This is a genomic window from Zunongwangia pacifica, assembly GCF_023499215.1.
GTDB lineage: Bacteria > Bacteroidota > Bacteroidia > Flavobacteriales > Flavobacteriaceae > Zunongwangia > Zunongwangia pacifica.
Genome location: NZ_JAKHSK010000021.1, coordinates 14,712 through 40,154 on the forward strand (window position 1 = coordinate 14,712; position 25,443 = coordinate 40,154).

The following is a 25,443-nucleotide window of genomic DNA, read 5'->3' on the forward strand; positions in this document are numbered from 1 at the left end:
TATTTTCGTATTTAAATAAATAATCCTCAAGTATTTTTTTAATTTCAACCTGAGGATTATTTATATCTTGGGTTCATAGTTTACACCATGTACTAAAAATTAACCATTATAGGCTCTTGCAGTTTGTTTGGAAGTTCCAAGACCTTCAATACCTAATTCGACCTCATCACCAGGTTTTAAATAGCGTGCAGGCTTAAAGCCCATCCCCACTCCAAATGGTGTACCGGTTGAAATAATATCACCGGGTAATAAGCTCATAAACTGGCTAATGTAACTTACCACCTGCTGCACATTAAATACAAAGTCTGAAGTATTGCTGTTTTGCAATTCCTCTCCATTCAGTTTTAGCCAGAGGTTAAGGTTATTGGGGTCTTTAATTTCATCTTTGGTAGCAATAAAGGGGCCTAACGGAGCAAAAGTGTCGCAGCTTTTTCCTTTAACCCATTGTCCCGCACGCTCGATTTGAAAGGCACGCTCGCTATAATCATTATGCAAGGTGTAACCGGCTACATAATCCAGAGCTTCTTCTTCACTCACATAAGAGGCTTTTTTGCCGATGACCACAGCGAGTTCTACTTCCCAGTCGGTTTTTTCACTGCCTTTTGGAATGATCACATCATCGTTTGGTCCAACTATCGCAGAGGTTGCTTTGAAAAAGAGAATAGGTTCTTTAGGTACTTCCATCCCGGTTTCTTTGGCATGCGAAACGTAGTTAAGGCCTATGCAAACTATTTTAGAAGGTCTTACAAGAGGCGCCCCCAGGCGTATTTCCGAAGAAATTTCAGGACAGTTGCCCTCTTCTTTTTCTAACCAGGCTTTAAGTCGGTCAAGACCGTCTGTTTCGAAGAAAGCTTCAGTATAATCTTCCCCAAAAGTTGATATATCTATGCGTTTGCCGGAATCTAACTGTACTCCCGGTTTTTCTTTTCCGGCTTCGCCGAAACGTATTAATTTCATGATCTTCTATTTAAAAAGTTATCCATTTAGTTTTATAAATCCACCGTCAATGGGGAAATCAGTCCCGGTAATGAAAGAAGCTTCGTTCGAGGCCAGATATAGAGCGAGGTGGGCAATTTCAATTGGCTTACCCATACGTCCCAAAGGCTGGGTTTTTGACAATTTTTCAAACATCTCGTCCTGATTGTCGGGATAATTTTTGGCGATAAAGCCGTCTACAAACGGCGTATGCACCCGTGCAGGAGAAATGCTGTTACAGCGAATCCCTTCATTTACATAATCTTTAGCAATCGAGTAGGTCATTGTAAGTACAGCGCCTTTGGACATGGAATAGGCAAAACGATCTGAAATCCCTACCGATGAGGCAATGGATGCCATATTAATAATCACGCCGTTTTTACCTTTCATGTGTTTGATAACCGCTTTAGCGCAGTTGTAAACGCCTTTTATATTGATGGAGTAGATTCGGTCCAGATCTGCTTCAGTGGTGTTTTTTATATTTCCCACGTGTGCTACACCGGCGTTGTTTACCAAAATATTGATCTCATGATTTTCGGCAATCTCATTAATAATTTGCTGAACTTCTTCTGATTTAGAAACGTCGCATATTTTATATTGAAGTTCTAAATTTTCAACTTTAAATGCTTCAACAACTTCTTTGGCTTGTGTTTCGTTAAAATCCAAAATGTACACGCGAGCACCGTTTTTGGCAAAAACTTCAGCAATGGCGCGGCCAATTCCACTGGCACCTCCAGTGACTAAAGCTGTTTTTCCGGATAATTGAAATGGTGTCATAATCTTAATGGTTTTGAGCAATTTCCTGCCAGATTTTACCTTCAGGAAATTGATATTCATTTAAGGATTTAGGTTTCATTGTAATACTATAGCCAGGCATTTTTGGTGGCATATAGGCCCCATTTTTAATCACAACCGGATCAAAGAAATGTTCGTGCAGGTGATCTACATATTCAATGATTCGATTTTCAAGTGAGCCACTTATGGCAATAAAATCAATCATAGACAAATGCTGTACATATTCGCATAGTCCTACGCCACCGGCATGTGGACAGACAGGAATCTTAAATTTGGCAGCCATAAGCAGTACCGCCAGTACTTCATTTACACCAGCCAGTCTACAGCTATCTATCTGGCAAATCTCGATAGCGCCTGCCTGCATTAATTGTTTAAAGATCACTCGGTTCTGGCAATGTTCTCCTGTGGCCACTTTAATGGGAGCAACGGCTTTTGCAATGGCTGCATGACCTAAAACATCATCGGGGCTGGTAGGTTCTTCAATCCACCAGGGATTAAATTTTTTGAGTTCAGCCATATTTTCGATGGCTTCGGTTACATCCCATTTCTGGTTGGCATCCATCATCAATTTAAGGTCGTCGCCTATTTCTTCACGAATAATTTGTGCACGGCGCATATCATCTTTGAGGTCTTTACCTACTTTGATCTTCATGTGCTTAAAGCCTTCGGTTTTTGCTTCCCGGCACAATTTGCGCATTTTCTCATCGCTGTAGCCCAACCAACCGGCAGAAGTGGTGTATGCAGGATAGCCATTTTGAAGCAGATGGTCTATGCGTCCTTGCTTGGTGGCTTCCAGCTTTTTTAGCATTGTTGTTGCTTCGTCTGGAGTTATTGCATCGGTGATATAGGTAAAATCTACGCAAGAGACCAATTCTTCAGGACTCATATCGGCTAGCAGTTTCCACAATGGTTTACCTTCTGCTTTAGCAAATAAATCCCAAACTGCGTTAACCACAGCTCCCGTTGCCAGATGAATTACTCCTTTTTCTGGGCCTAACCAGCGTAGTTGACTATCGCCAGTAATCATCTTCCAAAATGCCCCCATATTTTCGGTAAAAGAAGCTAGCGATTTATTGAGGATAAGTGGCATTATAGAGTCGATAGCCGCAACGCAAAGCTCGTTGCCACGCCCGATTGTAAATGTGAGTCCATGACCTTCTAGATCATCTTTGGAAGTTTTTAAAATAACATACGCGGCAGAATAGTCAGGGTCGGGATTCATAGCGTCTGAGCCGTCCAGAAACTGACTGGTTGGGAATCTTACGTCTACAACCTCATAGCCGGTAATAAGCAAATCAGTGTTCATTAGAATGTATTAAATGATAGTTGTCTCAAATTTAGCGATCCAATAGAATCCCAACTGCGCTTTTTTTTACAGAGACTCGTACTTTTTTTGCAATTAAGCATGATTATGATTTAGAAGAGTGATAATTTGCATATTCAGAGGGAGTTTTCCCGGTAATGATTTTAAACTGTTTATTAAAATTAGAAAGACTGTTGAACCCACTTTCAAAACAGATGATATTTATAGGGTAGTATTTTTCCATTAACATTTTACAGGCATATCCTATACGTATTTCGTTGAGATAACGGGTAAAACTTTTCTTATGAACTTTACTGAAAAACCGACTGAATGCAGAAAGATTCATAGGGATTAACGCAGCAACATCTTCCAGGTTTATTTGGTTTTTAAAATTCTTGAAAATATATTCGTATACTTTGTTTAGTTCTTGATTTTTAGAATGTTGAGTGTTTTTTAAGTAGGCATTGCTTGAAATTTGAGAAAAGCTATTATCTGATAATTCATTTAAGATTTCCAAAAACTTAAGAGTTCTTTCGAAGGAAGAAAAACGGTCTAAACCTTTAATGCGATTTATAAGTTCCTGAGATATATTTTGAAACTTTAGGCCAAGTTCTGCCTGTTTAAGGAGTTGGTTGATTTTTTGAAATTCAGGTTTGTTAAAAAATTCCTGTCCTAAAAAGTCTTTTGTAAAGTGAATTGCAATTGCGTTGGCTTTTAAAGAACTATCCTCTTTAAAATATTCCTGATCATTTAGCCACATATGCGGAAGATCTGCCCCCAAAAGGATTATTTCACCCGCAGAAAATTTTGAAACCGAATCCCCTATAAAACGGGTACCTGTACTTTCTAAAATTAAAACCAACTCTAATTCTGGGTGAAAGTGCCATATTTTTAAAAAATGCGTAGCATCTTCGACTTTATTTATGCTAAACGAACTGTCTTGGTAACTTTTACGATCTATTTTAAATAATTTCATTTAGGAGTTACTTTTTAGGTGATCTGAAGACTTTGTTTTCTATAAGCACCAGGCGTCTTATTTACTTTTTTCTTGAAAATTTTAGTGAAATGAGGTAAATTGTTAAAGCCGGTTTCGATAGCAATATCAAGAAGCGTTTTATTCGTCGTTACAATAAGATATTGAGCTCTTTCAATTCGTTTTTCATGAATAAAACTAAGGGGCCTTTGACCGGTATGCTCTAAAAACTGCCTCGAAAAATAATCCCGGTTTTGATTGGCATTTTTAGCAAGGTCATTTATTGTAATGGAGTTGCCAAGATTGAGCTGTATATAATTTATGGCCTCTAAAACGACAGAAGGGATTTTAGCTATTTTTAATGATTTAAAACGTATGGATTCTATAAATCTTGATAGTAATATTAGAATGATGCCTTGATTCTCAAATTGCACTGAAGTTTTTATATCCTTATTTAACGCTTTGTGTTCTTTATAGTAAGCTTCTTTTTCATAAACTTCGGGATCATCAGATCTATTAATTCCCCTTCCGGGATTAATTTTCAGAAGTCTGTTGAAAATAGAGATATCAGTATCGGTCGCTTTAATTTCCATAATGCTTCTATTGTCTTTAAACAAAGAGATTCCATCTGGGGATTCCTCGAAAAATTGTAAAAAATACTGACTCATAAAATCATCGCACTCAAGATTGCATAGTGTGAAACTTGGAATTAGGTACAAATATCCCGGTCTTAAAATTAATTTTTTAGTAGGGCTTGAAATTTTTCCTTCCCCACCATCAATGTAATACAATCTGTAATATGGACTAATCACATTTTTATAATTCCAACGATTATTAAGCTGAACATGATCTACATTTAAAAGAGAGAAAGAATTGGCAAGCATTTTTTGATCAGGATCTATGTTTTAAAAATCATATTTAGTTAAATAAATCTTAATTGAATAAAAATAAGTCGTTTTTATATAATAATCGATTTGCTTCATAGGAATATATTTGGAATGTTGGTTAAAATCAATTTTATAACGAAATCGATTTAGATTACTTTAATTTTTTATTTAAATAAAAAAATATTAATAAATATATACAAAAACTGGAGAAGTATGTGATGGGAAATAACTCATTTAAATAGTTATCTCGATATTAATTCTGAGATTTTTTGTGAAAGAGCGTAAATATATAATATAGTATTCTAGAATAAACTGACGAAAAATATGATGTACGTGATAGGACATACACAGTAAATCCAATAAGTTATTATAGTTACACATAAGTGGGAGAAATTAGCCATTAAATTGGGGGTGACCTTATTTTTGAGGTGTTCTCAGGAATAAGGTGCAAAGCCGCTAATCCAGGACTTATTATATTGGAATTTTGATGTTTAAAGTGCTCTCCATTATAGAAAAACAATATGAAACGCAGAAATGCATTAAAAATAGGAACTCTAGGTGTTGCAGGTTTATATTTAAGTCAATTAAAGGCACGCACATATTTTTTCAATGCTGCTAATCAGGGTCCTTTTTTGCCCACTTGGGATTCCCTTTCTAAATATCAGGTTCCAGATTGGTTTAGGGATGCCAAGTTTGGAATGTGGGCGCATTGGGGACCACAATGTGAGCCCGAGTCTGGCGACTGGTATGCCCGAGGGATGTATCGGGAAGATTCATGGCAATATAATTACCATGTTAAAAAGTATGGACATCCTTCTAAATTTGGTTTTAAGGATGTGATCAATGTATGGAAAGCAGATAAGTGGGATCCTGAAGAACTGGTAAACCTCTATAAAAATGCCGGAGCTAAATATTTTATGGCCATGGCTAATCACCATGATAATCTCGATTTATGGGACAGCACCTACCAACCGAAATGGAATTCGGTTAAAATGGGACCCAAAAAGGATATTATAATGGGGTGGGAGCGCGCCGCCCGTAAAGCAAATCTCCCTTTTGCAATAAGTGTGCATGCTGCACACGCCTGGAGTTGGTATGAACCATCGCAACGAGCAGATAAAAATGGGGCATTAGCCGGTGTTCCTTATGATGGTAATCTTAAAGCAAAAGATGGTAAAGGTACTTGGTGGGAAGGTTTAGATCCGCAGGAATTGTATGCTCAAAACCATCCGCTTAGCGAAGACAGCTATGATAATGGTAAAATTCATAGTCAGTGGAATTGGGGTAATGGTGTGACACCTCCTTCTAAAGAATACTGCCAGAAATTTTACAATCGAACAATTGAGTTGATTGATAAATTTAATCCCGATTTACTCTATTTTGATGATACCGCTTTACCCCTATGGCCTGTAAGTAATGTTGGGCTTGAAATTGCAGCCTATATGTATAACAAGAGCCTGGAGCGTAATGATAGGTTGCAAGCTGTAATCACCGGTAAAATTCTTGATGAAGAACAACGCAAAGCATTGGTATGGGATATTGAAAAAGGCCAAAGTAACGAAATTGAGCCTTTGCCCTGGCAAACAGATACGTGTATAGGCAGCTGGCACTATGATCGCGGAGTGTATAGAGATAAGCGTTATAAGTCTGCAAAAACCGTAATACACAGCCTTATTGATGTGGTGAGTAAAAATGGCAATTTAATGCTTAATATCCCGGTGAGAGGTGATGGAAGCATTGACGAACTAGAGCGCGCGATTGTAGAAGAAATAGGAGAGTGGATGCGCTTAAATGGAGAAAGTATATACGGCACTAGACCCTGGAAAATTTTTGGGGAAGGACCTCAGCAGGAAAGTGCAGCCGCTTTAACCGCTCAAGGATTTAATGAAGGTAAGGGTAAGCCTTATACTTCTGCCGATTTTAGATTCGTCACTAAAGGAGATAAGCTTTACGCTACAGCAATGAGCTGGCCTGAAACCGGAAAAGTGCTTATTAAGAGCCTTAAGTTAGGTTCTCCATACTATAGATCCAAAATTAAAAAAGTAAAACTGGTAAGTACAGGGACAAAACTAAAGTTCAGGCAAACCCCTCAAGGATTGGAAGTGTATTTTCCGCAGGAAAAAACAAAAATATCGTATGCAAATGCTTTAGAAATAACTTAAATTTAGAAAAAATAGTATGAACTATATCGTTTGTCAGGAACCCGGTACCTTTTTATTAAAAACGCAGGATATTCCGCAGCCTAAAGCTGGAGAATCGCTGTTGCGTATACGTAAAATAGGTATTTGTGGAACCGATATTCACGCTTTTGGAGGCACGCAGCCTTATTTTAATTATCCTCGTGTTTTAGGTCACGAGCTGGCTGCAGAATATGTGTCTGGAGAAGCAAAAGGATTCAAAGAAGGAGATGTTGTGAGTTTTATTCCCTATTTCAATTGCGGAAGCTGTGTAGCCTGTCGCAACGGTTTAACTAATTGTTGTACCTCTATAAAGGTTTTTGGTGTACATATTGATGGTGGTATGGCCGAATATGTGGTGGTGCCAGATGCCTATTTACTACATGGTGAAGGTCTAGATTTTGATGAACTTGCACTTGTAGAACCTTTGGCCATTGCTGCTCACGGCATACGCCGAGCCGGAGTGCGTGAAGGAGAGGCTGTTTTGGTGATGGGAGCAGGACCTATAGGTATTGGCTTGATTCAGTTTGCACAACAAGTAGGGGCACAAATTATCGTAATTGATGTGAATGAGCATCGTCTTGATTTTTGTAAGACCGAACTTGGTGTATGGAAAACCTTAAATCCATTAAATAACGATGTTATGGAAAGTCTGGTAGAAATGACCAATGGTGATATGCCTACGGTGGTTATCGATGCTACGGGTAACCGAAATGTAATGAATAACGCTTTTCAATACCTCGCACATGGCGGTCGCTATGTGTTGGTAGGCTTACAAAAAGGGGAGCTTTCATTTAGTCATCCTGAATTTCATAAGCGGGAATCAACCCTTATGAGCAGTCGGAATGCAACTCGGGACGATTTTGAATATGTGATCGAAAGCATTAAAAGCGGAAAAATAAGTCCGAAAAAATACATCACACACCGCATTGATTTTAAAGAATTGCCAGCAGACTTTGAGGCTTTAATGGCACCAGAAAATAATGTGATCAAAGCTCTGGTTGAGATTAATGACTAATCTGATAGGATGATTATAGATACGCATCAACATTTTTGGCAGTATAATCCCGTGAAGCATGATTGGATTGATGACGAGATGGCCTTGATACGCCGTGATTTTTTACCTCAAGATCTAAAGCCGATTTATAAAGAACACGGTATTGCAGGCTGCATCGCGGTACAGGCCGATCATACCTTGACTGAAAATACATTTTTACTTAATTTGGCGTCAGAGTATGATTTTATAAAAGGGATTATTGGCTGGATAGATTTTAAAAGTGATGCAGTGCAAGCCGATATCGATTATTATTCGGAAATGCCGTTAATGAAAGGATATCGCCACGTGGTACAAGGGGAAACTGATAATTCGTTTTTGTTACGAAAACCTTTTCTTAACGGGATTTCAAAACTGAAGTATACCAAAGCCGTATACGAGATTTTGGTTTTCTCGCACCAACTTCCGGCGGTACTGGAGTTTGTAAAACTATTTCCTGAGCAGCAATTTGTCATTGATCATATAGCCAAACCTTATATCAAAGAAGGATATATAGACTCCTGGGCTTTATTGATGTGTGCCATCGCAAAGCATGAAAATGTAAGTTGCAAAATATCAGGTATGATTACCGAGGCCGATTATAAGACCTGGAAAACGAAGGATTTAATGCCGTACATCGATGTGGTGCTGGAAGCTTTTGGTCCGCAACGAATTGTGTATGGTTCAGACTGGCCGGTATGTCTGGTCGCGGGGAGCTATGCTCAGGTTCTTAATGTAGCCAGAGAATTTTCCGGACAGCTTTCCGAAGAGGAAAGTGAACTATTTTTCTATAAAAATGCTCAACGCATTTATAATATTTAATCTATGAATTTAAACTTAAAAGATAAAATTGTTTTAGTAACAGGTTCAGCAGGAATGCCCGGAAGTATAGGTCATAATATTGTTTTTGCCTTAGCAGAAGAAGGAGCTATTCCTGTTTTGTTAGACCGAAATGCACGCGGTTTTGAATATGAAACCCAATTGCGTGAAAAGGGATTGGATAGTACATTCTATCAAACCGATCTTTCTGACTCAGAGCAAATTAAAAATTCAATAGAGCAACTTTCGGCAAAATATGGGCGTATAGATGCCATAATCAATAATGTAGGGGTCAACGACGGAGTTTCGCTCGAAGGTTCACTTGAGGATTTTATGTATTCGCTTAAGCTCAATCTGGTGAGTTTTTATGCCACTGTTAAATATGCTTTACCGTTATTGAAAAAAAGTAAAGGGAATATTTTAAATGTAGGTTCTAAAGTAGCGATAACTGGGCAGGGCGGAACCTCAGGATATGCTGCTGCTAAAGGTGGTGTGCTGGGATTAACCCGTGAATGGGCCGTAGATTTAATTAAATACGGTATTCGTAGCAATGCACTTATTATTGCAGAAAGTTATACACCAGCTTACGAAAACTGGATTGAAACCCTGGATAACGGAGCCGAAAAACTTGAGGCTATAAAGAAAACCATTCCCCTGGAAAACCGTATGACCAGCACTCAGGAATTGGCAGATACCGCTTTATTTACCATTTCTGAAAAATCCTCTCATACCACCGGTCAGTTTATTTTTGTTGACGGCGGCTATGTGCATCTGGATCGCGCTTTGCTTCCGGTTAAAAATTAATTTATGGGAAAACATTCAAAAACACCTGTGGTAGCAAAATCGGTACTGTTGCCTTTTGTTCTTATAACTTCTTTATTTGCGCTGTGGGGTTTCGCAAACGATATCACCAACCCAATGGTTTCAGCATTTAAAAAAGTACTGGAGCTTGATAATTTTCAGGCTTCGCTGGTACAACTTGCTTTTTATGGAGGTTATTTTACCATGGCACTACCAGCAGCAATTTTTGTAAACCGTTTTTCCTATAAAAAAGGAGTGTTATTGGGGCTTGGTCTTTATGCTGTAGGGGCATTACTCTTTTATCCTGCTGCAGCCTATGAAGAGTTTGGCTTTTTTCTCGCGGCACTCTATATTTTAACTTTCGGACTTGCATTTTTAGAAACAACAGCAAATCCTTACATCCTGTCTATGGGAGCCGAAAAAACAGCGACACAACGTCTTAATCTTGCTCAGGCTTTTAATCCTATGGGCGCGTTATTGGGGTTGATTGTGGCACAGAAGTTTATTTTAGCTTCGTTACAATCAGATGATCTGTTACCAGATGGGACTACTGTTTATTCTACCCTAGGAGATGAGGCTAAGGCTGTGGTTCGTACAGCTGATCTGGCCGTGATACGTGATCCTTATGTTTTATTAGGGATTGTGGTAATAGGCTTTTTATTGGTAATCAGTCTTGTGAATATGCCGCAAAATGCACATCAGGAAACCAAGGTAAAGATAGGTGGTTCAATTAAACGTCTTTTTAAATCCCGAAAATTTACAGGAGGTGTGATCGCTCAGGCGTTTTATGTAGGTGCGCAGATTATGTGCTGGACCTATTTATATCAATATGCCGAATCTTTTGGAATAGATAATACCCAGGCTGTCAACTACGGGATAGCCGCTCTTGTCGTTTTTCTTATTGGTAGATGGGTGGGTACAGGCTTGCTAAAATATATAGATTCTGGTAAACTACTATTGTTTTTTGCGTTAGGGGCCTCTATTGCAACATTGATTACGATCTTCGTGCCTGGAATGGTGGGGTTAATTGCTTTAGTGTGTATCTCTTTCTTTATGTCTATTATGTTTCCCACTATTTATGGGATAGCGCTTGAAGGGCAGGGGGAAGATGCTAAATTTGGTGCCGCTTTTCTGGTGATGGCTATTGTGGGAGGTGCTTTAATGCCTACGCTTCAGGGATTAATTCTTGATCTGGGTGGTTCAGGCTATACCGATATTCAGATTTTAGGTGTGCCCGAAGTCAATTTTTCATTCATTCTGCCGCTGGTTTGCTTTATAATTATTGGTATTTACGGAAGGGATGTTTATAAAAAATATAATATAGAAACGACCTCATGAAATTAAATAGACATTGTTATGCCTGCGACCTTATTGATGATGCGGATCTTATTGAAGAGTACGACACTTATCATAAAAGGATTTGGCCAGAAATCGAAAAGAGCATCGTTGAGGCAGGGATTGCGGATATGGAAATTTACCGTTGTGGGAACCGCCTTTTTATGATTACCGAAACCACTTCAGCGTATGATTCAGAACGAAAAAAGCAGATGGATTTAGATAATCCTAAAGTGCAGGAGTGGGAAAATTTAATGTGGAACTATCAGCAAGCGATCCCTTTTGCTAAAAAAGGAGAGAAATGGATTCCTATGGAGCGAATTTTTAAGCTTTAGAAATGATTTTTAATCGAAAGTAAATCACCCCATGGACTTGCCCTGAGGTGATTTATTTAAATTTAGGTTCAGGTAAAGGCACATATTCTTTATCGTCATTTGAGATTTTAGGAAAAGCCTTAAGGTTTTGAGTTTTCCAATTTTGTTTTGCCTGTTCTAAAATCGATTTGTCTGAATTTACAAAATTCCAAAACATAAAGCGTTCTTCTTCAAAAGCTTGTCCTCCAAAAAGATATAAGGTGGTTTCTCCATGAGTTTCAAACTCACATAAGCGGGCATTTTTAGCGATCAATAACTGTTTGGTGCCAAAATCATTATTTTCAATTTTTACCTTGCCATCTAGCACGTACATACCAACTTCTCCAAAAAGTTTATCCCCAATGTTGATCTTTTGTGGTTTTTTTGTTTTTATTTCGATGAAATAAAGAGGGCTGTGCACGGGAACCGGGGATTGTTTTCCTTTTATTTTACCTGCGATTAGTTTATAGGTCACGCCATTTTCTTCCCAAGTAGGAATTTCATCTTTACTGATATGGAAAAACGAAGCCTCAGATTGCTCTAACTCTTTGGGAAGACCAATCCAAATTTGAAGGCCGTGTAAAAACTTATCTTCTTTTCGTAAATATTCGGGAGTTCTTTCAGAATGCACTACACCTTTACCGGCGGTCATCCAGTTCACTTCTCCAGGTTTTATTTCTATAGCATTTCCTAAACTATCTCTATGGAAAATCGCACCATCGAAAAGATAAGTGAGTGTAGAAAGCCCAATATGTGGATGTGGAGGCACATCTAAATTTTGGTGTTCTTTTAAACATGCCGGTCCCATGTGATCGATAAACAAGAATGGACCAACAGCTCTTTTTTGCCGGAAGGGTAGCAGCCTGCCAACCATAAAGTTTCCTATATTGGCTGCTTTTTCTTCTAAAATAAGACCTACGTTAGATTGCATTTTTAGTAGTTTTTGTTTTTAAAGCTTAGGAGTTAATTTATAAAAAACATCACTATTTTCGCTGATTTTTATAGGATGAAATTAGGTGTTTTTTATCATATAAATGTGGGGTAATTTTATTTATATGCTGTTATGCCCATGCTTAATTAGTTTGGGATATTTATCTAGTACCAAACCAAAAAATCCCATCAATTTCTTGACGGGATCTTAAAAATTGGGGATTTCCAGATTTAATTTTAAGCTTCGGTAGATCTTAGGTCTTCTAAGCTCACTTCAGTAATAAAATCCTCTTTAGGGGTTCTTACTTTTTTCATGTTTACCAACCAGTCATTCTCATTTTCACGATACCCTAAAGGTAACATCAAGGTACTTTTATATCCAGTGCCTTCTAGTTGTAAAAGTTCATCGAGCTTATCATTTAAGAAACCTTCCATAGGTGTGGCATCCACTTTTTGTTCGGCTGCTGCCGCAATAGCCATGGCAAAAGCAATATAACTTTGCTTAGAAGCATGGTGCGCCTGCCATTGTGCACCTAAAGGTTCGTAAAGGCTAAGAATATTAGCTTTGTAATCGTCCATAGTGCTGTGGGGAAGTTCTCTTTGATCCATGGTGTAATTAAAAACTTCAGAAATTCGCTCGTTACTATAGCTATCCCATGCAGCAAAAACTAAAAGGTGAGAACAGTCGATAACCTGATGTTGGTTCCAGGCAATGTCTTTTATCTTTTCTAATAAGGCTTTATCTGAGATCACAATAATCTTATAAGGTTGAAGTCCAGATGAAGATGGTGCTAATCTGGCTGCCTCTAAAATATAATCTACTTTTTCTTGCGGCACTTTAGTCCCGTTCATCTTTTTAGTGGCATAGCGCCATTTTAAATCGTCAATTAAACTCATTGTTTATAATTTATTTGTCTTATCTATATGGTCTCCATTTTTATAAAAAACTAACACTAACATTTAGGTTAGTGGTGATGTTTTTTGTTTTCAGATATTTTTCTGAATAAAAAAAGCCCCGCTAGAAATACTAACGAGGCTTTGATCTTATAATACTTCAGAAGAGTTATGCCCAGACTTCCTGAGTAATCTCGTTAATTAATTTTATTTTTTTCCATTGGTCTTCTTCCGTTAAGATATTGCCTTCTTCGGTGGATGCAAAACCGCATTGCGGACTCAAACTTAAGCGTTCTAGGTCTACATATTCAGCTGCTTCTTTTATTCGGTTTATGATGAGCTCCTTATTCTCTAAAGTGGCATTTTTACTGGTAAGTAAGCCTAAAACCACTTTTTTATCCTTGGGAATAAACCGTAATGGCTTAAAATTCCCTGAACGTTCATCATCAAATTCCAAATAAAAGTTTTCTACATTTTCTTTGGCGAAAAGCGTCTGGGCTACCGGCTCATATCCGCCTGAAGCTGCCCAGGTAGAATGATAATTCCCCCTGCAAACATGGGTTGATAATCGAAGATCTTCAGGTAAATTCTCTAAGGCCAGATTGTTTAATTTTAGATAGGTTTCTTTAAGTTCATCACGATTAAAACCTTCCCCTGCCATCGTTTTCCAGAAATCAGCATCGCACAACATAGCCCATGTACAATCGTCAAATTTTAGATCACGGCAGCCCAGATCGTATAATTTTAAAATGGTTTGGCGATAAGCTGCTGCAATATCCTTAAATAATTCTTCCCTGTCTGGATAAAATTTATTTACATAATCTTCATTATCACCCCTCACCAGTTCGGCATAGAGTTGCGCAGGAGCGGGAATGCTTTGCCTGGCGATTTGATCTTCACCAGTATGGTTTTTCAAGAAAGAAAAGCTTTCAAATACTGGATGTTCAGGATTAAATTTTAGTTTTCCCGATAATCTGGCTGAATCTTTTCTGGTTTCTTCCCCTTGAAATAAATAGCCCTGATCTTTTAGAAAATGTTCTACGCCCTGAAATCCCCAGAAGAAATCGAGATGCCAGTAACTTTGTCTAAATTCCCCATCAGATAAAGCATTAAGCCCAACTTCTTTTTGTTTTTCGATTAATTTGATGATCTCTTCGTCTTCGACTTTTTTTAGTTCACTCGCTGTAATTTCTTTTTTAGCAAATTCTTCTCTGGCTTTTTTTAAACGCTCGGGGCGTAAAAAACTACCTACAATATCGGTTTTGTTTTGGATGGTTGAATGGATGCACATAATAATTTTGTTAGGTTTTATAATGGTCAAAGTTAGCTTTTAAGGTTTTTTTGTCTAAACTGTAATTAAAATTCAGTTTTAATTTCTAATTAAAGTTTTTTATAAGGAATATTGTACTTTTGAGTTGCAGTTTTAGATCCTTAAAAAGAATAATATCCCATGGAAAATTTAGATGAGGTAGACCTTAAGCTTTTAAAAATACTCCACGAGAACTCAAATTTTACCGTAAAAGAGCTGGCAAAGCAGGTAAACCTTTCTGCTTCTCCCGTTTTTGAGCGATTAAAAAGACTTGAAAAAAATGGCTATATAAAAAAGTATATCGCCATCTTAGATGCAGAGAAGTTGCATCAGGGCTTTATTGTTTTTTGTAATATCAAGCTGAAAAAACATGATAGAACTATCGGAAATCAATTTGTGGATGATATTATGGAAATCGACGAGATTGTAGAGTGCTATAACATTTCTGGAGATTTTGATTTTCTATTGAAGGTATACGCCAGGAATATGAAGCATTACCAGGACTTTGTATTCAATAAACTAGGGGGCGTAAAAAGTATTGGCAGTACACACAGTACATTTGTTATGACCGAAATTAAAAATACCTACGGAATAGGCATCATTTAGCTAAAAATTACCCCTGATTTTATCTAAAATCGTTATTGAATAGTATATTGGAAGCGTACACCTTGCGATAACCTGAAGTAACCAAAAGCAAAGTGATCTGGATTAGTTTGGTTTATAAGATTTCCACGAACGTTTGCCGGCGGTGTTCCAAACGGATTGGCAATGGCGCTTTCCAGAATAAGTTCCATATAATCATGAAACTGTTTAGAAATAGCCCGAAAAGTAATGTCTATTTCACTGCCAGTTTCAAGATCTTCGTGAGAGAAATTCTGGTACATTTCATTACCATTAAAGAAATCATCGCTAGAAAGATCGTATTCCGGGAAATTAAGTACATCACTTTTAAAGTCGGCCAGATAAAAGTTGGTTTCATCTTCAGGGTCGTTGTAATAAAACCTTACTTCTTTATCTTCGCCTAAAAAACCGCCATCTTCATATTGTTCTATTCGGGTAATTTCAGGGGACGCAATTAATGTTTCCGTAGCCCTGTATTCTTCACCTTCAACAATTACATGAAGCGTAAATTCTTCTTCGATTGTTGGTTGAAAGTTAGTACAAATATAAGTTCCCGGAACTTCGGTCTCGTTAAAATAAAAGACTGCCCCGGCTTCATTCTCAATAGTTACTTTTGCATCAGAAACACGGGTGATTTCAGTGTTGTAATAATCTGTAAGCCTAGAAATATAGATGGTTTGATATTCTCCTAATGTTCCCGAGCGCCAAAGAATTTCGGCATCTATAACAAGACGAGCATCTCCCTGCTCTAAATCTACATCGATGACATCTTCACAGGAAGTTGTCCCCATTATTAAAAATAGAGCGATGATATATAAAATGCTGTTTTTTGAAAATAGATAGTTCACACGAATAAGTTTAGGTTGCACATTTTGTTTGTCGTCTTAAATCCCGCAATCATAGTTTTAAGGTTAAAACTTAAAATTATAAGAAACACTGGGTAAAAAGCCGAAAATCGATAATCTACGTGCTTCATTTATTCCGGTGTCATCGTTGGTTGTAAATCGTATAGATGAAGCATTCCTTCTATTATAAACATTATAAATGCTAAATACCCAATAGCTTTCCCAACTTTTATTCTTTTTGGGTTTAGGGGTGAGGGTTGCGGCAAGGTCTAAATGATGATACAGCGGTAAGCGATTTTCGTTTCGTAAAGAATAATTAGGTACGGGAATTCCTCCAAATTCATAATAGCCATTAGGATAGGTTACCGGCTGTCCCGATTGTAGCGAGAAGTTTGCGCTAAAAGACCATTTTTTACTATACTCGTAATTACCGGTAATGCTTAGATTGTGCAATTTGTCGTAAGGGGATAAATACCAGTTTCCGTTTGCAATACCGGGTTCTTCAGGAGTTCTTCCAGGGTTTTTTTGTTCAGCTCGCGATAAGGTATAAGAGATCCAGCCGGTTAAATCACCGCTGTTTTTTCTAAATAACACTTCTAATCCATAAGCTCTTGCCTGCCCATTAAGTAACACTTGTTCGATATCGTTATTCGCAATAAGGTCGGCACCATCTACATAGTCGATTCTGTTATCAATAGCTTTATAGAATGCTTCCGTTTCCAGGCTGTACCTGTTATTATCAAAATTCCTGAAATAACCTATAGCATATTGATCTAAGATCTGCGGTTCGATAAATGGCCCGCTGGGTGTCCAAATGTTCACCGGAGTTGGTGACTGGCTATTGGAAACAATATGTAAGTATTGTGCCATCCGGTTATAACTCGCTTTAATCGAGGATTCATCATTTAGGATATAGGATAATGCCGCTCGTGGTTCAAAATTATCAAAGCTTGAAATCACTTCGCCAGAATCATAAAATTTGGTGCCTATGGGCGTGGCTTCCTGATAGATATTATAAACAGGATTATAGTTTACCGGGCTGTTAGCGTAGATATTAACCTTTTGTTTTCCGTATCTATAAAAAGTACTGTATCTAAGGCCATATCTTATTTCTAAATGATCTCCAATTTTCTGATTGATATCTAGATATACTGAAGGTTCTAAAGCATATTTACGATCTAATTCCCTGTAATTTACAGTAGATTCAGGGCTGTTAGGGATTAATATACCAGGATTAAAATCGTAATACGTTGCATCTACACCATAATTTAATTGGATATCGTCTGAAATATAGTGCTGCCACGCGTATTTAAGTCCGTAACTTTCTATACCACTGTCCCAGTTAAAACTTAGCGTGTTTAAGGTGAGTCCAAATTGATAATCACTGTAGAAAATCGATAAATCGGTATCGATATTTTTATGAAAACGATGCTTCCAATTTAGCTTTCCCATCGTGTTACCATATTTGCTGGAAAAACTATCGTTAATATCAAAAACATCTTTTCCTAAATAGCCTGAAAAATGCAGACTATTATTTTCGTTGATCTTATAATTCAGTTTACTATTAAGATCATAAAATTTAGCTGAGTTTTCGTTATCTGCAAGTTTTAAGAACAGGTGAGCATAAGACGTCCTGCCGGCTAGCATAAAGGAAGCTTTTTGTTTTTTTAAAGGTCCTTCTACTTTCAGTTTACTGGAAATTAAACCAACACCACCTTCAAATTTAAAATCTTTATAATCACCATTATGCTGTTTAATATCTAAGACTGAAGAAACCCTGCCACCGTATTTAGAAGGAATTCCACCCTTATAAAGATCAAGGGAATTCACTGCATCGGCGTTAAAAACCGAGAAAAAACCAAAAAGGTGAGAGTCGCTGTAAATAGGTACATTATCCAATAAAATTAAATTTTGATCTGCCGCACCACCACGAACATTAAAGCCGGATGAGCCTTCACCGGCATTGGTGACACCAGGCAACGTAAGCAAAGATTTTAAAGGATCGGGTTCACCTAAAGCTACCGGGATTTGTTTAATCTCTTTCATGCTAAGGCTGTTTATACTCATCTGTGGTTTTTTAATGTTGGTAGCCTTATTGTTTTGTTCAATCACTACTTCTTCCAGGATTTCGTCACCGGTTTCCATTTTTAAGGTCCAGTTAATATCCCGGTCTAGTACCAGGTTTTGTGTTATTGTGCTATATCCCAGAAAACTAATATGAATTTCATAACTTCCCTGTGGAAGCTGTATCGAGAATTTGCCTTCACTATTGGTACTGGTTCCTTTTTGAAGTTTTGGGATCGTAATACTGGCTCCTAAAAGCGGTTGGTCATATTCATCGTAAATAGTGCCTGAAAGGGTATAGTTCTCCTGGGCATTTAACTTGCTTTCCCTGGGTTTTACCGTAATGTTATTTCCCAACACTTTAAAATCATGGGGTAGTCTATTGTTTAATTGTTCAATTAAACGGGGAACACTAATGCTCTGGTAATTAATTTCGGTATTAAAAGTGATTTGTGAGCTAATTTCTTCATCGTAAGCCAGTTTATAGTCCGATTGTTTTTCAATTTGTTCTTTAAGTGTATTGATGGTATTTCCTTTTTCAATCTTTATAACCATATTTTGGCCGGTAAGACTAAAGCCGTAAAAGAATAGTAAAGCGATAAAAAAGTATCTCATTTTTCAATGGGGATATTGGTTGGTATGGCGGAGTGTTGTTTTAAGGTGGCTTTCCTATTAAAACGATCTATGCTATAGTTAAGATTGTATAGTTCTGCGATAATTTTTAGAGGGATTTCAATGTTTTCTTCTTTCTTTATTCGCAGGGTGATTTGTTTATTTAAAAAAGCTTCGGGAACACTTATTTTAAAGGCATATTCTTTTTCCAGAAAGTTAATAATGGTTTTAATGCTTTCTTTTTCAAAATCGATGTAATTTTTAAAGTGCTGAACCTTTACATTGCCAGAATCAAGAAAAAATTCTTCTCCAGGCAACAAAATCCATGTTTCAGATCGCCCTCTGATAGTCATTTTTACTTTGCCTTCATGTAATTTCACACGGGTCTGGGTTTCATTTTCAGCAATAGTAAACGACGTTCCTAAAACCGTAGTTATGGTTTTGTTATTAATCACTTTAAAAGGATGATTTTGGTCTTTTTCAACTTTAAAAAAAGCATTTCCCTGCAAAGTGACCTCACGATTATTTTTGTAATCTTTAGAATAAGTGATTTTTGATGTTGGTTGAAGCCTAATTTCACTACTATCGGGTAAAAAAAAGAATTTAAGTTTATTTCCCGGATTTTCAATAGTGATCAGGGAGGCAATTTCTTGTTGTGACTTATTGATGGTATAAAACCCAGTACCCAAAATCACCAATATTGTAATTACTATAGCATATTTTATGAAATTTGAGGTTTTATTATGCGGTTTTTCTAAGTTATTGTGATAAAATTTTCCCCAGGCTATTTCTTTCTCTACGGAAGATATTTTGGGCGAATCTTCTTTCCAGTATTCATCGAATTTCTTGTCGGTTTCACATTTCTTCATCAAGAAGCTTTAAGTAGTTCGCAATTGAAGCCTTCGCTTTTAACACTGCTTACAAAGTTGTCTTTTATTTCGGTTTTAGAAGACACCAGTATTAAAATTTGATTGTCTAAAGTAAAAGGATGAATTTCACAATCAGAAAAATTGAACGCCAGTACCTTTAGAAGATACACTAACCGCTCCTGTTCGATAATATCTAGTTTATAAATCTCGAAAATCATGTTTAGCATTTTAGACAATACAATCGAGATTGTAAAAGTTCCTAAGCCTTTTTAATATTTTTTCGAATAAAATTATTGGCCAGGTAAATATGATTGGCGATCGTTTTTGGTGAAAGCTGGGTAAGGTTGGCAATTTCACGGTAAGAATAGTTGTCGATTTTGTGTAATTTGAAGATCTTTTTTTGCTGTACCGGAAGTTCTTCTATTAATTTATAAAGGTTTTCTTTTCTGAAGTTCGTATCATATTCCAGATCGTCCTGTAATAATTCATCTTTAAGAAAACCGGTTTGAAGTGGAATTATTTTTTTCTCTCGGTTAAGATGATTAAAAATGAGGTTTTTGCAAATCACTATTATTTGTGCTTCCAGCGGCACGTCTTCTTTTAATTGATGCCTGTTTTTATGGATTTTTAAAAAAACTTCCTGAATTAAATCCTGCGGAGTTAATACCATAAGGTTGAATTTTTTACAGATGTGAAAAAGTTTATCATAATAAAGAAAATAGATTTCCTTAAAGGTGGCCGTTTTACCTTTTTTTAAATCCCGGATGATCTTTTGATTACTTTTCATTGATGATTAGACGCGGTTTTTTATAAAACGTTAATAGCTATAAATTAATTATATCTAAATTCATCAATTGTAGACGATTTGCTTAATTTAAAATTAGATTGTAGATTTGCCAGCCCTTTTTTAAATTGTTATATTTAATTGAGATTTTTAAGAAGGGATAGTAGGAAATAAATTTTTCCAAAATAGGGAAAATCAAAAATATAAGTGGTTTTTAGAAGCCATTATAGATTTAAAAAATCACACTGTATTTTTTTGAATCTTAAAATTTAGTTGTGTTGTTTGTTCCAAGAAATTGGAACTTGTAGGTAAACCTTTTTAGGCTATTTTTAGCCTTTGGGTTACCAATGAGAAGCTTTTTTCCGTTGATTCGGGAAGAGGCTTTTTTGTTTTTAAGGGGGATTTTGGGTTTGATTTCTAGATCCTACGAAATTGTAAAAATATATTTTCATTCATGTTCCCAGACTTGTAGTAGGCTTTTTGATTTTTTTCAGGATTTTCTATTTCACTAAAATGTCTTTTTAAACCTTATTAGGTTTTGAACTGTGGCATTAATCAACAGATTGTGTGGTGAACAGAAGTGTAGAATACCACATTATTTCATAAAAAAGTATTAAAAATCATACCCGAGAACGTTTGAAATCAAAAGGTATGTAAATTGCTACATTCTAAGCAGAAATAATCTGTACATATGGACAAGAAATATAAATTCTCGATGTTAAACAAATTTGCAATACTTTTCATTTCATGCACTCTTTTAAGCCTTGCTTCATGTAAGGAAGAGGAAAAGGTTAATGAAGGATTACCTTTACCGGTGGTATCCCTTAAAGAGCAAAATGCCTCTAAAGGGTTTGAATATATCGGTTCTATAGAAGGAGTTGAAACGGTTGAAATTCGTCCTCAGGTAGATGGTATTTTAGAAGAAATCTATGTTGACGAAGGTGATTTTGTTGAAAAAGGGCAACCATTATTTAAAGTAAATAGTCAGCCTTATATGGAGGATTATAAAAATGCCATGGCCAATGTAGCCTTAGAAAGAGCAAAAGTTGAAAAGGCAAAAAGTGATTTAGACCGTTTGCAACCACTAATTGATAACGAGGTGATTTCTGAAGTGAGAAAGAAATCTGTAGAAGCCGATTATCAGGTGGCTTTATCTTCTTTAGAAAGAGCGCAGGCACAGGCAGCCAATATGAGAATCAATCTTAATTTTACTACAATTAAAGCTCCCGTAAGCGGGTTTATGGGGAGAATTCCTAAATCTCCGGGTAACGTTGTTAAACAGACCGATGAAAAACCACTAACTATATTATCTAAAGTAGATGATATTTACGTGTATTTCTCGATGAGTGAATCTGATTATTTGTATTATGAAAGAGCAAAAAACGATACCCTTTACAATAAAATGAACAATAAGGTGAAGTTGGTTTTAGCTGACGGATCTGTTTATGAACATACCGGGAAAGTAGATGCTAATTCCGGGCAAATCGATCGTAATACCGGTTCTATTACCTTAAGAGCCAGATTCCAAAATCCAGATACCCTTTTGAGATCGGGGAATACGGGTAAAATTTTGATGGAAGAAATTTATCCAAAAGCTATTTTAGTACCTCAAAGTGCCACAACATTTATTCAGGACAAAAAATTCGTTTTCGTTTTAGACGAAAATAATATAGCGCAGCGTAAAGAGATTATTACAGAAGGGAGATCTGGCGATAATTATATCGTAAGTTCTAAAAGTTTATCCCCAAAAGATCGTATCGTACTTTCAGGATTAGATAAACTAGCCAACGGAATTAAAGTAAAACCTATCGAAAGAGGCCGATTGTTATCTCAGGTTCAGGAATAGACTCGCTTTAATTACTCAATCAAAAAAAATTACATGTTTAAGAAAATAATAAAAAGGCCAGTCCTTACACTGGTCATCACCATCATATTGGTTTTAGCCGGGGCCGCAAGTATAACCTCTTTACCGGTAGAACGTTTTCCAGAAATTGCTCCACCAAGTGTTAGTGTACAGGTATATTATCCAGGAGGTAACGCAGAAACTGTTGCAAAATCGGTTTTATTACCTATCGAAGAAGCCATTAACGGTACAGAAAATATGTCTTATGCCAACTCTACCGCAACAAACTCGGGTAGAGGACGTGTAACCGTTTATTTTAAACCCGGTACAGATCCAGATCTGGCCGCTGTAGATATTCAAAACCGAATTTCTACCATTACTTCCATGATCCCACCAGAAGTTTCTGAAGCAGGTATTTCAGTTACAAAAAGGATGAAGGGGAGTATCATGACGATCAATATTTATAGTGATGATCCAACTTACGACGAAACTTTCTTAAACGCATTTACCAGAATTAATATTCGTAGGGAATTAAAACGTGTAGATGGACTTGCTGAAGCTTCTATTTTAAGACAGCGTGATTACGCGATGAGAATTTGGTTGAACCCGCAGAAAATGGCTTCGTACCAATTAACACCACGTGATGTTTATAATCAGATTAAAGATCAAAACTTCGAGGCGGCTCCTGGTAAATTTGGAGAAAATTCAGAAGAGCTTTTTGAAATTATCATGAAGCACGATGGGCGATTTAGCCAGCCTGAAGATTACGAAAATCTGGTTATTAAAACTAAAGACGAAACCTCTTTACATTTAAGGGATATCGCACGAGTAGAATTTGGTGCTTCTAACTATACCAGTGAAAATAGATTAAACGGAAAACCATCGGTAACCATAGATATCGTACAGCAAAACGGAGCCAACGCGATGGAAATTGATGGTCGGATTCGTGAAATTTTGGAAGAGCAGTCACGATTATTTCCAGAAGATGTTCATTACGAAATCACCTATAGTGTGAGAAACCAGATTGACGAATCGATGAGCCAGGTAGAGCACACTCTTGTCGAAGCATTTATTTTGGTCTTCCTGGTGGTTTTTATTTTCCTTCAGGATTTTAGGGCCACCTTAATTACGGCCATATCGATCCCAGCCTCTTTATTAGGTACTTTCTTTTTCTTAAATATTATAGGCGCTTCGATGAACGTTTTAAGTATGTTCTCCCTAGTGCTGGCTATTGGTATTGTGGTAGATGATGCCATTGTGGTGATGGAGGCCATACACGAAAAAATGACGCATCATAAGATGCCGGTTAAAGAAGCCGTAAGTTCTGCCATGGACGAAATTACCGGAGCCATTATTTCGATTACCGTAGTCATAGCAGCCGTGTTTGTTCCGGTTGGATTTTTAAGTGGTCCCGTAGGTGTGTTTTATCAGGAATTTGCTTACACGATTATATTCGCCGTATTAATTTCAGCAATTAATGCGCTTACTTTAACACCGGTTCTAAGTAAGATTTTCTTCGGAAAAAAAGATAGGAAAAAGGATAAAAGAGGTATCGCAAAAGCAATTTCTAATTATAGACAGTTTAGAAAAGCTAAAGTGCTACGTAGAAAAGGATTTAGGAAATTCGACAATTTCTTCGATCGTTTTACTCAAAAATATTTAAATGCCGTTCGTTGGATCTTAAATAGAAAATGGGTTGGTTTAGGAGCTTTGGCAGTGATTATTGGCCTAACCGTATTTTTATCGAAGATTACGCCTAGCGGATTTATTCCTACAGAAGATGATAACTTCCTGATTTTATCCATGAAAATGCCTGAGGGTTCTTCGTTGCACCGTACAAACGTTGCTTTAAGAAAAGCCGATTCGATTTTACAACAGCAACCCGCGGTGAAAGGAGTAAATACCGTTTCTGGTTTTAATGTGGTAGATAATGCCAATAGTCCTTCTTCTGGTTTAGCTTATGTACAGTTAAATCCGGCTCATGATCGTGGTGAAATCCAGGAAATCCAGGCAGTGATTAAAGACCTATTATCAAAATTGGATGAAATACCTGAAACCGATTTTAATATGTACCCAAGGCCTACAGTACAGGGATTTGGTAATTTCGACGGAGTTCAGTTTATGCTTCAGGATAGAGCCGATGGAGATTTAGGGGATTTTGGGCAAATTGTAAATGAATTTATGAACACCCTGAATAACCAGAAAGAAGTTGAAAAGGCCTTTACATCATTCAACCCCAATTTCCCACAATACCGTTTGGATATCGATTACGAAAAGGCAAAAAACATGGGAGTGAGCGTAAAAGATATGATGTTTACTATCCAGTCTTATTTTGGTAGGGTTCAGCCCGGAGATTTTAACAGGTTTAGCAGGCAGTACGGGGTTTACATGCAATCTGATATTCAGTTTAGGGAATCACCAGAATCCTTCAATAGTATTTTTGTGAAAAATGATGAGGGAGAAATGGTGCCGGTAAATACTATTGTAAAACTTAAACAAACTTACGGGCCAGAGGTGGTTAACCGTTACAACCTTTATAATGCAGCAAAAATAAATGTGACTCCCGCAAAAGGATATAGTACCGGAGATGTAATGAATATGATCGAAGATCTTACGGCCGAAAAACTTCCTGCTACGTTAAGCTACGAGTGGACCAGCATGAGTTTGGAAGAAAAGAATTCTGGCGGGGATACAATTATCGTGTTTATCATCATCATCTTGCTGGTCTATTTTATCCTGGCTTCGCAGTACGAAAGTTTCTTGTTGCCATTAGCCGTAATGCTATCATTGCCGGTAGGGATTTTTGGGGTCTTTACAGCTATTAATATCGCAGGGATCGATAATAATATTTATGTACAAATTGGGATTATCATGCTTATTGGTTTACTGGCTAAAAACTCAATTTTGATTGTAGAGTTTGTCGCTCAAAAACGAAGGGCAGGATTTACAGCTTTCGATGCGGTTATCGAAGCCAGTGCATTAAGGATTAGACCTATTATTATGACCTCTTTGGCATTTACGGTGGGATTAGTGCCGTTAATGTTTGCCGAAGGATCATCGGCGCAGGGAAATCACTCGGTAAGTATTGGTACTGCGGGAGGAATGATAAGCGGAATTGTTTTGGGTATTTTTATAATTCCTGTGCTGGCTTATGTATTTCAGGTACTTCATGATAAAATGAATCTGGAACGTTATGCCGAGTAGGCTACCTAAGGCAAGCC

Annotated in this window: 22 protein-coding genes; 9 read left to right on the forward strand and 13 right to left on the reverse strand. The window is 37.1% G+C overall.

Annotated elements, in window-relative coordinates; translation table 11 throughout:
* Positions 1-99: 99 nt before the first annotated feature.
* The 5 genes from L1967_RS14200 to L1967_RS14220 all read right to left on the reverse strand — a co-directional run bounded on the left by L1967_RS14200 (position 100) and on the right by L1967_RS14220 (position 4,930).
* Positions 100-957, reverse strand: coding sequence for a fumarylacetoacetate hydrolase family protein (locus L1967_RS14200; RefSeq protein ID WP_249602165.1), 858 nt, complete (start codon positions 955-957; stop codon positions 100-102).
* 18 nt (positions 958-975) lie between these two features.
* Positions 976-1,752: an SDR family NAD(P)-dependent oxidoreductase gene (locus L1967_RS14205; protein WP_249602166.1), complete on the reverse strand. Its 777-nt coding sequence runs from the start codon at positions 1,750-1,752 to the stop codon at positions 976-978.
* A 4-nt stretch (positions 1,753-1,756) separates the two neighbouring features.
* On the reverse strand, positions 1,757-3,076 hold the full coding sequence (locus L1967_RS14210) for an L-fuconate dehydratase (protein WP_249602167.1): 1,320 nt from the start codon (positions 3,074-3,076) through the stop codon (positions 1,757-1,759).
* 103 nt (positions 3,077-3,179) lie between these two features.
* Positions 3,180-4,049 (reverse strand): AraC family transcriptional regulator, encoded by an 870-nt coding sequence (locus L1967_RS14215; RefSeq protein ID WP_249602168.1) that lies wholly within the window; start codon positions 4,047-4,049, stop codon positions 3,180-3,182.
* 14 nt (positions 4,050-4,063) lie between these two features.
* Positions 4,064-4,930, reverse strand: coding sequence for a helix-turn-helix domain-containing protein (locus tag L1967_RS14220; protein ID WP_249602169.1), 867 nt, complete (start codon positions 4,928-4,930; stop codon positions 4,064-4,066).
* Between the two features lie 524 nt (positions 4,931-5,454).
* Between L1967_RS14220 and L1967_RS14225 the strand changes: the two genes are divergently transcribed.
* From L1967_RS14225 to L1967_RS14250, 6 genes are read left to right on the forward strand one after another with little or no spacing between them, the layout of a single operon-like run.
* Positions 5,455-7,095 carry an alpha-L-fucosidase gene (locus L1967_RS14225; protein WP_249602170.1) on the forward strand — a complete coding sequence of 547 codons (1,641 nt, stop codon included), beginning with the start codon at positions 5,455-5,457 and terminating at the stop codon, positions 7,093-7,095.
* 16 nt (positions 7,096-7,111) lie between these two features.
* Positions 7,112-8,128: a zinc-binding alcohol dehydrogenase family protein gene (locus tag L1967_RS14230; RefSeq protein WP_249602171.1), complete on the forward strand. Its 1,017-nt coding sequence runs from the start codon at positions 7,112-7,114 to the stop codon at positions 8,126-8,128.
* A 9-nt stretch (positions 8,129-8,137) separates the two neighbouring features.
* The gene (locus tag L1967_RS14235) at positions 8,138-8,965 is read left to right on the forward strand and encodes an amidohydrolase family protein (protein WP_249602172.1); all 828 of its coding nucleotides are present in this window, start codon (positions 8,138-8,140) and stop codon (positions 8,963-8,965) included.
* Between the two features lie 3 nt (positions 8,966-8,968).
* Positions 8,969-9,766: an SDR family oxidoreductase gene (locus tag L1967_RS14240; protein ID WP_249602173.1), complete on the forward strand. Its 798-nt coding sequence runs from the start codon at positions 8,969-8,971 to the stop codon at positions 9,764-9,766.
* Positions 9,767-9,769: 3 nt separating this feature from the next.
* Positions 9,770-11,101, forward strand: a complete 1,332-nt coding sequence (fucP, locus tag L1967_RS14245) for an L-fucose:H+ symporter permease (RefSeq protein WP_249602174.1) — start codon at positions 9,770-9,772, stop codon at positions 11,099-11,101.
* Positions 11,098-11,433, forward strand: a complete 336-nt coding sequence (locus L1967_RS14250; RefSeq protein WP_249602175.1) for an L-rhamnose mutarotase — start codon at positions 11,098-11,100, stop codon at positions 11,431-11,433. The genes fucP and L1967_RS14250 overlap by 4 nt, the downstream gene beginning before the upstream one ends.
* A gap of 52 nt (positions 11,434-11,485) precedes the next feature.
* On the opposite strand, the gene L1967_RS14255 is transcribed toward L1967_RS14250, so the two are convergent.
* The 3 genes from L1967_RS14255 to L1967_RS14265 all read right to left on the reverse strand — a co-directional run bounded on the left by L1967_RS14255 (position 11,486) and on the right by L1967_RS14265 (position 14,566).
* Complete coding sequence (locus L1967_RS14255; protein ID WP_249602176.1) at positions 11,486-12,382, reverse strand: pirin family protein; 897 nt, start codon at positions 12,380-12,382, stop codon at positions 11,486-11,488.
* 236 nt (positions 12,383-12,618) lie between these two features.
* Positions 12,619-13,278 carry a nitroreductase family protein gene (locus L1967_RS14260; protein ID WP_249602177.1) on the reverse strand — a complete coding sequence of 220 codons (660 nt, stop codon included), beginning with the start codon at positions 13,276-13,278 and terminating at the stop codon, positions 12,619-12,621.
* 166 nt (positions 13,279-13,444) lie between these two features.
* Positions 13,445-14,566 (reverse strand): 5-methyltetrahydropteroyltriglutamate--homocysteine S-methyltransferase, encoded by a 1,122-nt coding sequence (locus tag L1967_RS14265; RefSeq protein WP_249602178.1) that lies wholly within the window; start codon positions 14,564-14,566, stop codon positions 13,445-13,447.
* A gap of 159 nt (positions 14,567-14,725) precedes the next feature.
* Between L1967_RS14265 and L1967_RS14270 the strand changes: the two genes are divergently transcribed.
* Positions 14,726-15,190, forward strand: a complete 465-nt coding sequence (locus L1967_RS14270) for an Lrp/AsnC family transcriptional regulator (RefSeq protein ID WP_249602179.1) — start codon at positions 14,726-14,728, stop codon at positions 15,188-15,190.
* 32 nt (positions 15,191-15,222) lie between these two features.
* Here L1967_RS14270 and L1967_RS14275 read toward each other — a convergent pair whose 3' ends face one another.
* The 5 genes from L1967_RS14275 to L1967_RS14295 form a co-directional block, all read right to left on the reverse strand.
* Complete coding sequence (locus tag L1967_RS14275) at positions 15,223-16,053, reverse strand: DUF4249 family protein (protein WP_249602180.1); 831 nt, start codon at positions 16,051-16,053, stop codon at positions 15,223-15,225.
* Positions 16,054-16,116: 63 nt separating this feature from the next.
* Complete coding sequence (locus L1967_RS14280; RefSeq protein ID WP_249602181.1) at positions 16,117-18,729, reverse strand: TonB-dependent receptor; 2,613 nt, start codon at positions 18,727-18,729, stop codon at positions 16,117-16,119.
* A complete protein-coding gene (locus L1967_RS14285; RefSeq protein ID WP_249602182.1) occupies positions 18,726-19,595 on the reverse strand; it encodes a FecR family protein in 870 nt (289 codons plus the stop codon). Before L1967_RS14285 ends, L1967_RS14280 begins: the two co-directional genes overlap by 4 nt.
* Positions 19,595-19,813 (reverse strand): hypothetical protein, encoded by a 219-nt coding sequence (locus tag L1967_RS14290; RefSeq protein WP_249602183.1) that lies wholly within the window; start codon positions 19,811-19,813, stop codon positions 19,595-19,597. Before L1967_RS14290 ends, L1967_RS14285 begins: the two co-directional genes overlap by 1 nt.
* Before the next feature lie 41 nt (positions 19,814-19,854).
* Positions 19,855-20,382 carry an RNA polymerase sigma factor gene (locus L1967_RS14295; RefSeq protein WP_249602184.1) on the reverse strand — a complete coding sequence of 176 codons (528 nt, stop codon included), beginning with the start codon at positions 20,380-20,382 and terminating at the stop codon, positions 19,855-19,857.
* A gap of 688 nt (positions 20,383-21,070) precedes the next feature.
* On the opposite strand from L1967_RS14295, the gene L1967_RS14300 reads away from it, so the two are divergent.
* Both L1967_RS14300 and L1967_RS14305 read left to right on the forward strand, forming a co-directional pair.
* Positions 21,071-22,225 carry an efflux RND transporter periplasmic adaptor subunit gene (locus L1967_RS14300; RefSeq protein WP_249602185.1) on the forward strand — a complete coding sequence of 385 codons (1,155 nt, stop codon included), beginning with the start codon at positions 21,071-21,073 and terminating at the stop codon, positions 22,223-22,225.
* A gap of 33 nt (positions 22,226-22,258) precedes the next feature.
* Positions 22,259-25,426 (forward strand): efflux RND transporter permease subunit, encoded by a 3,168-nt coding sequence (locus L1967_RS14305; protein WP_249602186.1) that lies wholly within the window; start codon positions 22,259-22,261, stop codon positions 25,424-25,426.
* Positions 25,427-25,443: the final 17 nt, after the last annotated feature.